Genomic DNA, 10,992 nt, shown 5'->3' on the forward strand with positions numbered 1-10,992 from the left:
ATTACAAAACCTTACTCAAAAATTCCTTGGTTCGTTGTTCTTTTGTTTGATCGAAAATCTCCTCTGGTGTCCCATCTTCGACAACAACTCCATCCGCCATAAAGATGACACGGTCTGCTACCTCACGCGCAAAGCCCATTTCATGAGTCACAATCACCATAGTCATCCCTGACTTGGCAAGGTCTTGCATAACAGCTAGAACTTCTCCAACCATCTCAGGATCTAGGGCTGAAGTCGGCTCATCAAAAAGCAAAACATCTGGTTCCATAGCCAGTCCACGTGCAATGGCAATCCGTTGTTGCTGACCACCTGATAAACTCTGAGGATAAGCCGTCGCCTTATCTGGCAAGCCAACTTTTTCTAACAGTTCCTGTGCTCTTTTCTCCGCAACTTCCTTGCTTTCACCTTTGGTTTTAATTGGTGATAAAGTGATATTTTCCATCACTGTCATATTAGGAAAGAGGTTGAATTGTTGGAATACCATACCCATCTTTTCACGCATGGCAAAAAGGTCATTTTTCTTATCAGTGATATCAACTCCTTCAAAGATAACCTTACCTTTACTTGCTTCTTCAAGGAGATTCATCGAACGAAGGAGAGTTGATTTCCCGCTGCCTGACGGACCGATAATGACCACAACTTCTCCACGTTTAATCTCAAGATTGATGCCTTTTAAAACTTCATTTTTCCCAAAAGATTTATGTAGTTCTTCAATTTTAATCAAGGTTTCTGTCATTATTTCTTATCTCCTTGTCCAATATGTTTTTCAAATGCTTTCAACGCCACTGTCAAAACAGAGGTCATAATCAAATAGTAAAAGGCTGCAAATAAAAGAGGAGTCAACGGTAAATAAGTTGTTGTTGCTACTGTCGTCGCACCATTCCACAACTCCATAACCCCAATCGCTGACAAGAGGGAACTATCCTTGATAATGGTGATAAATTCATTTCCCAATGCTGGCAGAATATTCTTAATTGCCTGTGGCAAAATAACATAACGCATAGCATTTTTGGGGCGAATACCTAAGGAATAAGCTGCCTCTAACTGCCCTTTAGGAACCGCATTGATCCCCGCACGAACAGTTTCTGAAACGTAAGCTCCACTGTTCATAGAAATAATCAGAATGCCAGGAATCAAACGAGAAAGATCAACTCCCAAAATTCCCACTTGGATAGTCGGAGCATTGATATGCATAAGGGCAAAGGCAATCATTATTTGAACCATCATTGGAGTACCACGGAAGATCCAAACATACACATTTGCAAACCAAACGAGCGGTTTAAAGCGTGAACGTTGGGCAAAGGCCAGTAACACACCTATAATGGTCCCTAAGCAGACAACAAGGATGGAAATCAATACGGTAATCAGAGCACCATAGTTAAAATATGGTAAATACTTTGGTAAAAAAGAAAAATTCATATTCAATCAACTTTCTATGTATTAGATTGTATGATTATAACATGAATTGAATTAAAATTCAATCCTTTTTCCCTAATTTTAACAATTAACTTGATAGAATGGAGAAATAGAGAGAAATCACAGTTTTTTTCTAGTCAACTACCTCTTGTTTATGGTAAAATAGAAACGATAAGAAATGGAGGAGAATCAAAATGGAATCACATTTGGTTAGAATCATTAACCGCCTAGAAGCAATGACAAAAGATGGTGGAAATCTAAAACGTAATTTTGAACGTGAAGGTGTTGTTGTCGCAGAAGTTGCATACAGCCACGACGAAGAAAATGGATCACTCTTCACCCTTCGCGATGTAGAAGCTCGTGAAACTTATACCTTTGATAGCATTGATTTGATTGCAATGGAGATCTACGAACTCCTTTACTAATATAAAAACAACGGGCAGTAAGGCCCGATAAATGAGAATCCTTTTTGTCACCACAAATGGGATTTTTTCTTACCTTCAATGTCGCTGGATTCTCCATGAATCCCTCTTTTAAAAACGACCACTTCCCAATCTTTTTACTTGCTTTACACCTTAATCATGCTATAATGAGAGTATAAAACTTTGACTATTCTTGACCTTTTTCTTAGACCAAGAATAAGAATGAAATGAGGTAGATGTATGCTCTGTCAAAACTGTAAAATAAACGACTCAACAATTCATCTGTATACCAATATCAATGGACAGCAAAAGCAAATTGATCTCTGTCAAAATTGCTATAAAATTATCAAAACAGATCCAAATAATACCCTCTTTAAAGGAATGACTGACTTAAATAATCATGACTTTGATCCTTTCGGCGACTTTTTCAATGATTTGAACAATTTCAAACCTTCTTCTAATAACGTCCCTCCAACTCAATCTGGTGGGGGATATGGAGGAAATGGTGGTTATGGACCTCAAAACCGAGGCCCGCTTCAAACACCTCCTAGCCAAGAAAAAGGACTCCTAGAGGAATATGGTATCAATATTACTGAGATTGCTCGTCGGGGAGATATTGACCCTGTTATCGGTCGAGATGAGGAGATTATCCGCGTTATCGAAATCCTCAACCGTCGAACCAAGAACAATCCTGTCCTCATCGGAGAACCGGGTGTTGGTAAAACAGCCGTTGTGGAAGGTCTAGCTCAGAAGATTGTCGATGGCGATGTTCCCCATAAACTTCAAGGCAAGCAGGTCATCCGTCTGGATGTGGTCAGTCTAGTCCAAGGAACAGGGATTCGAGGCCAATTTGAAGAACGTATGCAAAAACTCATGGAAGAAATCCGCAAACGTGAGGACATCATCCTCTTTATCGATGAAATCCATGAAATTGTTGGTGCAGGATCTGCTGGCGATGGCAATATGGATGCAGGAAATATCCTCAAACCAGCCCTTGCCCGTGGTGAATTGCAAATGGTCGGAGCCACTACTCTCAATGAATACCGCATCATTGAAAAAGATGCTGCCCTAGAGCGTCGTATGCAGCCCGTCAAGGTAGATGAACCAACTGTTGAAGAAACCATTATCATCCTCAAAGGGGTTCAAAAGAAATACGAAGACTACCATCACGTCAAGTATACTGATGCGGCTATAGAAGCTGCTGCAAATCTTTCCAACCGCTACATCCAAGACCGCTTCTTACCTGACAAGGCTATTGACTTATTGGATGAAGCTGGTTCTAAGATGAATCTGACACTGAACTTTGTTGATCCTAAAGTGATTGACCAGCGTTTAATTGAAGCTGAGAGTCTCAAGGCTCAGGCTACACGAGAGGAAGACTTTGAAAAAGCTGCTTATTTCCGCGATCAGATTGCCAAGTACAAGGAAATGCAGAAAAATAAGGTGACCGATCAGGATACTCCTATCATTAGCGAGAAAACCATTGAGCATATCATTGAGCAGAAAACCAATATTCCTGTTGGAGAACTCAAAGAAAAAGAACAGTCTCAGCTTATCCATCTAGCAGACGACCTCAAAGCTCATGTCATTGGTCAAGATGAAGCTGTCGATAAGATTGCCAAGGCTATCCGTCGAAACCGTGTTGGACTTGGCACTCCCAACCGCCCTATCGGAAGTTTCCTCTTTGTCGGACCAACTGGTGTCGGTAAGACAGAACTTTCCAAACAACTAGCCATTGAACTTTTTGGTTCTGCTGATAGCATGATTCGCTTTGATATGAGTGAATACATGGAAAAACACAGTGTGGCTAAATTAGTCGGAGCCCCTCCAGGTTATGTCGGCTATGATGAAGCTGGTCAATTAACAGAAAAAGTTCGTCGCAATCCTTACTCACTCATCCTTCTCGATGAAGTTGAAAAAGCCCATCCAGATGTGATGCACATGTTCCTTCAAGTCTTGGACGATGGTCGTTTGACAGATGGGCAAGGACGAACAGTTAGCTTTAAGGATGCTATCATTATCATGACCTCAAATGCTGGTACGGGTAAGGCCGAAGCCAGTGTTGGTTTTGGAGCTGCTCGTGAAGGACGTACTAATTCTGTTCTCGGTGAACTCGGTAACTTCTTTAGTCCTGAGTTTATGAACCGTTTTGACGGCATCATCGAATTTAAACCTCTCAGCAAGGACAACCTTCTCCAAATCGTCGAACTCATGCTAGCGGATGTCAACAAACGCCTCTCTAGCAACAATATCCACCTCGATGTGACTGACAAGGTCAAAGAAAAGTTGGTTGACTTGGGATATGATCCCAAAATGGGGGCGCGCCCACTCCGCCGCACCATTCAAGACCATATCGAGGATGCCATTACTGACTTTTACCTTGAAAATCCAAGTGAGAAAACCCTCAAGGCAGTCATGACAAGCAATGGCAATATTCAAATCAAATCTGCCAAAAAAACTGAGAAAACAGAAGAGATTGCTTCTGAAATAGAAGAATAAATCTATATAACAAGTGCAGAAAGTCTATCATTTTCTGCACCTTTTTTACTAAAATAAATGCAAAACCTTGACAGCTAGCCCCTCGTCCATTATGATAATAATAAAGATACTAGAGAATGAGGAAAATGCAATGGCAAACCCAACTTTTGGCGATAAAAAAGAGAATGTGACCTACCAGCCCCGCTATGGTGTATACGCAGTTATTCCGGATGCAGAAAAAAAACAAATTGTCCTAGTTCAAGCTCCCAATGGTGCTTGGTTCCTGCCTGGTGGAGAGATTGAAGCAGGAGAAAACCATCAAGAAGCACTGAAGAGAGAACTAATCGAAGAACTTGGCTTTACAGCTGAAATCGGGACCTATTACGGACAAGCTGATGAGTATTTCTACTCTCGCCACCGTGATACTTACTACTACAATCCAGCTTATCTCTACGAAGCGATTTCTTTCCAAGAAGTACAAAAACCTTTAGAAGACTTTAATCATATTGCTTGGTTTCCTATTGACGAGGCAATAGAAAAACTCAAACGCGGTAGCCACAAATGGGGGATTGAAGCTTGGAAAATCCAGCATGGAATTGACTAAAATACACGATTTTATCCAAAAAGTGCTATAATAGAGTTAGAAAATCGGAGGAACTGTTATGAAGCTTATCAACACGACTAATTCACACTCGCAACTTGTTAAAAGCCAATTAGAAAGTACTGACGCAACTCTTGTCGAGGTCTATTCGGCCGGAAATACAGATGTGGTTTTCACACAAGCTCCGCTTCACTATGAAATCCTCATTTCCAACAAACACCGCGCTATTCGTGAACCAGAAATCGAAACCATCCAAGATTTCTTCATGAAACGCAAAATCGATAAAGATACTATCGATGAAGCTAATATCAAGACGCTTTATTCAGATAAATTGATTGAAATTTCTATTCCTACAAAATAAAATCCAAAAACTCAAAAAAGCAACAGCTAAAAAAATTAGTTGTTGCTTTTTGCATGGATCTTCACCTTGGTAAAATGTATTGTTCAATTCAGCCAAAAACCCTTTCATGGTTAATAATCTTAGAAAAAGGAGTGTATTGTCAAACCCCAGTCAAACTGGACAGTAAAAAAGTACATTATTGATGGAGGTATGACTCCCTGAATTCCACAAGGGTCATACCTTTTAATTTTTCTTGTGGTCTATCGAAATTATACCACTCTAGTTTCTGGTTTATGAAGGCTAAGTGACTCACTCTTTAGATGGGAGAAGAAATTCTCACAGCAAGCATTGTCATAATAGTTCCCCTTTTCTGAGTGAGAGATTGTTACGTCATAGGCATCTAATTTTCTTAAGTATTGGACGTTTGTATATTGGAAGCCTTGATCTGAATGGAGGATACAAGATTGGATCGTATCCCATGTTTCATTAAAGACCAAATTTAAATGATCAAAAACAAGACGATTATCATTGAAATCGGAAAGCTGATAAGCTAGAATAGAGTTGTAATATAGGTCTTTTATGACACTTAGAAACATCCGTCCATTTTTGTAATAGACATAACTAGCGTCTGTCACGAGTTTTTGATTGGGACGAGATGCTTCAAACCTGCGGGCAAGCACGTTGTAGTAGACATGTCTTGCCTTTTCGTTTATCTCGCCTTGTGTACAAGAGTCATATTTTTTCTTGCGAATGGGGGATTTGAGCCCTAAGATTCTCATATAGCGATGAATGATTTTCATATTATAATAGATATTTTTTCGGCGTTGGAGTTGACGCCAATGATAGCGATAACCCTCAGGCTGCTCTTTGAAAGATTCTGTAATGTGTTCAGCTAAATTCCAATCAAACGCTTTATAATCTGGCTTGCCATTTTTTAGCCATAGATAATAGGATGAACGAGGAAATTCAAAATAAGCACACAGGGCCTCTACTGAATAACGATCTTTTAATTGGTGAACCACTCGATACTGGGCACTCCTCACTTCTGGAGGAGTGCCCTTAAAGTTTTTAAAATATCATTCTCCATCCGAATATATTCATTTTGTTCCTCTAGTGTCATATCTTCTAGTTTGACAGACTTTGGACGACGGGTAGATGATTTCCCTCGTAAATCTTGTTTCAGAAGATCGGGATTATTGCGATACTTTTTAACCCAGATCTCTATCTGGCTTTTGGATTTTAAGCCATATTTTCGTGCAATTAATGTCAGACTGCCACTTTTTCCACTTAAGTAATCTTCTACTACTTGGAGTTTAAAATCTGGATGGTATGTAGTGAATTGACTTCCTTTTTTGACCATAAGAAAAGAACCTCCTTATAAGAACAGTATAGTGTACTTTTTATACTGTCCATTATAAGCGGTTCTGTTCATATTTCCTATCCTTTTTCAAAAGATCGGAAGCTTTGTCTTAGATTATTTAAATATTTACTTCCAGTTTAAAATCGTATTCAAACCATAGTGATCGCTGACTTGTGGACTATTCTGCCCATCAAAAACCACATGCAAGCTTTCTACTTCTAACTCTTTGGTCGTAAAGATGTAGTCGATTCGTAGTGGCTCGGTATTGCCTTTCCAACCATCAATTTCTGGTGGAACGGTATAGCTGCCACTTCTTTCTTTCGCAACTTCAAATGCGTCTTGTAATCCCAATGGGCTAGCTAAGATTGCTTGATAACCTTCCTGACCAGCTGGGTTATTGAAATCACCAGCTAAAATCAAAGGTTTGTTCAAATCTTTCAGTACAGCCTCAAATCGTGCCCATTCTTCCTGAAAACCTTTATCCCACCAAGAGAGATGGACGCTTGCAAGAGCAAGCTCCTTTCCTTCAACCTCTGTCTCAGCCAAGGCAACACGGCGAGTATGGTAGTCTGTTGGATCATCTACATCCGAAACTAAAATCTCGCGTGCTTGAATAGGCGTTTTAGATAAGATTGCCACACCTTCATGGTAGCGGTCATAGCCAATATGATTGTAAGCCCAAGTCCAGTAGTAGGTCTTCTCCTTCTCAGCCAACTTTTCAACCAAAAGTCTCACATAGTGATCCTGATGAATGGGTTCTGCTGATGGTAAAGCTTGATAGAGGTCAGTAACATCTACCTCAGGAGAAGTAATTTCCTGATTGATTTCTTGGAAACAAATCAAATCATAGTCTTTATCAAGAATATCTTGGAGCAAGAGCTGGAATTTTTCTTCTGCTTCTTTCTCCATCCAACTGTGGGTATTGAGTGTTAAAAATTTCATGCTTTTCTCCTAAAACAAGAGGTTGGAAAACAGCTTCCAACCTCAAGTATATTACAATTCTACTTTAGCAACTGCTGTTTTCGCTGCAAGAGAACCAGTTTGTTCTAATTTAACAGATTTGATTGCTTCAGCATTTGTGAAGACAACCACTGTTGAAGTTTCGCGACCTGCTGCGCGGATAGCATCCAAGTCAGCTGTAACAAGAAGATCACCAGCAGCAACCTTTTGTCCTTCAGCTACGTGAACTGTGAATGGTTTTCCTTCAAGACTTACTGTATCTAAACCGATGTGAACAAGTACTTCAAGACCTGAGTCAGTGACAAGACCGAGAGCATGTTTTGTAGGGAAGATACTTGATACTGTACCAGTAACTGGAGATACAATGTTACCATTTGCTGGTTCTACCGCAAATCCATCACCCATCATTTTTTGAGCAAAAACAGGATCTTTCACTTGTTCCAAGGCAATGACTTGACCGTCAGCTACTGAGTAAACATCCTCAGTTACACCTTTGAAATGTACAGTGTTTTGTTGAGCTTCTGTCATTTGGCTTGGAAGAGTTTCAGGAATTACTTCACCTGAGTCAAGGATATCTTGAATATCAGATTTCAATACATCAGCTTTTGGTCCGTAGATAGCTTGGACACCTTGTCCTTTCATGACAAGACCCATAGCTCCTTCGGCTTTCCATTGTTCCTCAGTACCAACACGATCTGCATCTTTAACAGTTACACGAAGTCGAGTCATACATGCGTCTACATCTACGATATTTGCACGCCCACCAAGAAGGTTAATGATATTTACAGCTTGAGAAGCAGCTACAACTTTTGTTTCACCTGAAGCAACTTCTTCTGAAGCACCTTCAGCAGTTTCATAGTTTCCGTTACGTCCTGGAGTTGCGTAGTTGAATTTCTTAATCATGAAGTTGGCAATGAAGTACATGATGACTGCAAAGAGGACAGTTACCCAGATAAAGTTAATGATATCCATACCAAGACCAGCATTGATAGCTAGTGGAGTACGAGTTAAGAATTCAATTGAACCGAATGAGTGCACACGAAGGTGAACAATATCAGCCATAGCAAAGGCAGCACCTTGAACAACAGAATAAACAAGATAAAGAGGTGTTGCAACAAACATGAACATATATTCGATTGGCTCAGTAACCCCTGTCAAGAAAGTTGCAAGAGCTGTTGCAATCATCATTCCTTTGTATTGGTGTTTCTTGTCTGCTTCAACATTACGGTAAATAGCAGCAGCCACACCCATCAAAATACCGAATGAACCGATCATTTGTCCAACTTTGAAACGAGCTGGAGTTACAGTTGTAAGTAAGTGTTGGTATTGGTTTGCATCAGTTCCTTTAAGGTTTACAAGGTCTGTTACCCATGCAAGCCAAAGTGGATCTTGACCAAATACTTGAGTGCCTTTTGCTGCACCAGTCAACACATCATAAGTACCACCAAGAGCTGTATAGTTCATTGGGATAGTCAACATATGGTGAAGACCAAATGGCAAGAGCAAACGTTCCAAAGTACCATACAAGAATGGTGCAAGAACAGGTGCTGTTTCTTGTGAATTCGCAATCCAGATACCAAAGTTGTTGATACCTGTTTGAACAACTGGCCAGAAAGCAGCAAGCACAATTGCTGCAATAGCTGAACGAAGGATGACAACGAATGGGACGAAACGTTTCCCATTAAAGAATGAAAGTGCGTCTGGAAGTTTACGGTAGTTGTAGTATTTGTTATAAGCAGTTGCCCCTACAAAACCTGAGATGATCCCTACGAATACCCCCATGTTGAGCGCTGGCGCCTCAAGAACGCTGATAAAGTAGTCAGCAACCTTGATTGAACCACCAAAGAAGGTAGTAACCATTGCTTCTGGGTTTTTCAACATATCACCCGTAACACCAAAGATAGTACCTGTAATACGGTTAATCAAGATAAAGGCAAGCCCGGCTGCAAATGCACCACCTGCACGTTCTTTTGCCCAGCTTCCCCCAATAGCAAGGGCAAACAAGATATGAAGGTTACCGATAACCCCCCAACCAATTTGCTCAAGGATTCCACCTGTAATCACTAGAGGAGCAAGGTTTGGGTCGATCATCACGATTGATTTCCCGATTGAGATCATCAATCCCGCCGCTGGCATAACGGCGATAACCACCATTAAAGCCTTACCGAATTTCTGCCAAAATTCGAAAGACAAGACATTTTTGAATGTAGCTTTCATCATTCAAATCTCCTTTATTTTATTTAGGCAAACGTTTTACGAAAACGTTTGCACTTATTTATACCTTAATTATACCACTTTAATTTTTTTTGTAAAGGCTTTTATAAAAAAAATTTGACTATTTCTCTCAAATTTTTCAATTGCTCTGTTGTAAAATGAAGTACAACACAAAAGACATGTTCATCTGATATACTAGAGTTGCGAAAAACAGTATAAAGGAAGATGAACATGTCCACAAACTATTCTACCACAAATCAATCATACAAGCACTTATCTGAAGCTGAGCGAGGAGAAATTGAAGCTTATTTAAGCGTAGGACTCAAACCTGCTGAGATTGCTCGTAGACTGGGGAGAAATCGCTCTACCATTACTCGTGAAATGAATCGAGGTTCTATAACACAAGTGAAACAAGTAAAAGAAGGTTCTGTTTGGTCAATCCCAATTTTCCATGATAAATCCAGTAGTAGATAGTTGAAATTCCCACTGTAACGCCTTTAGTCTTGACCATCATTTCAGGAGACAACTTTTGGTTATGGTTATGATAGAGGAGAATCTTTTACTTTAGTTCCTTGGTCAAGGTTGATTTCTTCACAGAGAGCTTCTGGTTGGTTTCATAAATCATTTGGGCATAGTCGGCAGAATGAATCTTTTTGAAGCGTCCTTTTTCTAGACATTGTAGGACTGTACCACGCTTGATTTCATTGTGAATGGTCTGAGAAGCTTTTCCAAGGAGAAAGACCATTTCTCTATTTGATTTCCCTTCTAATTTCCATCGTTCGATTAAGCGATGACTATGGATTGTCAAGTGTTTAGCTTTTGTAGTATAATTGATTTGCATCTCTGTACCTTTCTTGTCTTTGTGGTGAACAACAAGTATAACACAGAGGTGCTTTCTTATACCTAAATGATCTTTCATTTGACAACATTTACTAGTTGAACCAGCACATTGTTAGGAAAGTTGGGTGACTAACTTCATTATAGAATTTTCATAATTTTTCAATTCCATTTCCCACTAAGAATGATCTCTATATAAATCTTCTGCTGATGCTACTTCCATCTTGGAATCAAGTGACTGCTTCTGTTAGATTGATCCTACCGCCCCTAAAAAATTAAACAGGAAAATCTAACTTTTGAGGGACTGTAGCTGACTAGACAAATGATAGAAAAAAACCTTTCCAACCTCTGAAGGAAATATCCC

General features: G+C 39.8%; 11 protein-coding genes and 2 pseudogenes. 5 read left to right on the forward strand and 8 right to left on the reverse strand.

Annotation, left to right across the window (positions count from 1 at the left end; translation table 11 throughout):
- Position 1 precedes the first annotated feature (1 nt).
- Positions 2 to 736, reverse strand: a complete 735-nt coding sequence (locus B7709_RS09870) for an amino acid ABC transporter ATP-binding protein (protein WP_000140925.1) — start codon at positions 734 to 736, stop codon at positions 2 to 4.
- Positions 736 to 1,419 (reverse strand): amino acid ABC transporter permease, encoded by a 684-nt coding sequence (locus B7709_RS09875; RefSeq protein WP_001011622.1) that lies wholly within the window; start codon positions 1,417 to 1,419, stop codon positions 736 to 738. Before B7709_RS09875 ends, B7709_RS09870 begins: the two co-directional genes overlap by 1 nt.
- 191 nt (positions 1,420 to 1,610) lie before the next feature.
- Here B7709_RS09875 and B7709_RS09880 point away from each other — a divergent pair, with 191 nt between their 5' ends.
- The 4 genes from B7709_RS09880 to B7709_RS09895 all read left to right on the forward strand — a co-directional run bounded on the left by B7709_RS09880 (position 1,611) and on the right by B7709_RS09895 (position 5,278).
- A complete protein-coding gene (locus B7709_RS09880; protein WP_000443577.1) occupies positions 1,611 to 1,841 on the forward strand; it encodes a DUF1797 family protein in 231 nt (76 codons plus the stop codon).
- A gap of 237 nt (positions 1,842 to 2,078) precedes the next feature.
- Positions 2,079 to 4,337: an ATP-dependent Clp protease ATP-binding subunit gene (locus tag B7709_RS09885; protein ID WP_084972614.1), complete on the forward strand. Its 2,259-nt coding sequence runs from the start codon at positions 2,079 to 2,081 to the stop codon at positions 4,335 to 4,337.
- Between the two features lie 130 nt (positions 4,338 to 4,467).
- On the forward strand, positions 4,468 to 4,920 hold the full coding sequence (locus tag B7709_RS09890; protein ID WP_084972615.1) for an NUDIX hydrolase: 453 nt from the start codon (positions 4,468 to 4,470) through the stop codon (positions 4,918 to 4,920).
- A 58-nt stretch (positions 4,921 to 4,978) separates the two neighbouring features.
- On the forward strand, positions 4,979 to 5,278 hold the full coding sequence (locus B7709_RS09895) for a DUF1827 family protein (RefSeq protein ID WP_084972616.1): 300 nt from the start codon (positions 4,979 to 4,981) through the stop codon (positions 5,276 to 5,278).
- A gap of 175 nt (positions 5,279 to 5,453) precedes the next feature.
- On the opposite strand, the gene B7709_RS10360 is transcribed toward B7709_RS09895, so the two are convergent.
- The 5 genes from B7709_RS10360 to B7709_RS09915 form a co-directional block, all read right to left on the reverse strand.
- Positions 5,454 to 5,570 carry an IS3 family transposase gene (locus tag B7709_RS10360; RefSeq protein ID WP_345769902.1) on the reverse strand — a complete coding sequence of 39 codons (117 nt, stop codon included), beginning with the start codon at positions 5,568 to 5,570 and terminating at the stop codon, positions 5,454 to 5,456.
- Positions 5,527 to 6,300 carry an IS3 family transposase gene (locus B7709_RS09900; RefSeq protein WP_463606916.1) on the reverse strand — a complete coding sequence of 258 codons (774 nt, stop codon included), beginning with the start codon at positions 6,298 to 6,300 and terminating at the stop codon, positions 5,527 to 5,529. Before B7709_RS09900 ends, B7709_RS10360 begins: the two co-directional genes overlap by 44 nt.
- Entirely contained in the window at positions 6,297 to 6,617 is a 321-nt protein-coding gene (locus B7709_RS09905; protein WP_084972617.1) for a helix-turn-helix domain-containing protein, read from the reverse strand. Before B7709_RS09905 ends, B7709_RS09900 begins: the two co-directional genes overlap by 4 nt.
- A 126-nt stretch (positions 6,618 to 6,743) precedes the next feature.
- A complete protein-coding gene (locus tag B7709_RS09910; RefSeq protein ID WP_084972618.1) occupies positions 6,744 to 7,559 on the reverse strand; it encodes an endonuclease/exonuclease/phosphatase family protein in 816 nt (271 codons plus the stop codon).
- Between the two features lie 51 nt (positions 7,560 to 7,610).
- A complete protein-coding gene (locus tag B7709_RS09915) occupies positions 7,611 to 9,797 on the reverse strand; it encodes a PTS transporter subunit IIBC (RefSeq protein ID WP_084972619.1) in 2,187 nt (728 codons plus the stop codon).
- 219 nt (positions 9,798 to 10,016) lie between these two features.
- On the opposite strand from B7709_RS09915, the pseudogene B7709_RS09920 reads away from it, so the two are divergent.
- Positions 10,017 to 10,226: pseudogene (locus B7709_RS09920) on the forward strand (helix-turn-helix domain-containing protein); the annotation flags it as partial.
- Here the strand turns inward: B7709_RS09920 and B7709_RS09925 are convergent.
- A pseudogene (locus tag B7709_RS09925) lies at positions 10,210 to 10,632 on the reverse strand (helix-turn-helix domain-containing protein); the annotation flags it as partial. The pseudogenes B7709_RS09920 and B7709_RS09925 sit on opposite strands and share 17 nt — an antisense overlap.
- Between the last annotated feature and the right edge of the window lie 360 nt (positions 10,633 to 10,992).

Origin of the sequence: Streptococcus oralis subsp. dentisani, from assembly GCF_002096335.1 — a bacterium.
In the GTDB taxonomy this organism is placed as follows: Bacteria; Bacillota; Bacilli; order Lactobacillales; family Streptococcaceae; genus Streptococcus; species Streptococcus oralis_Z.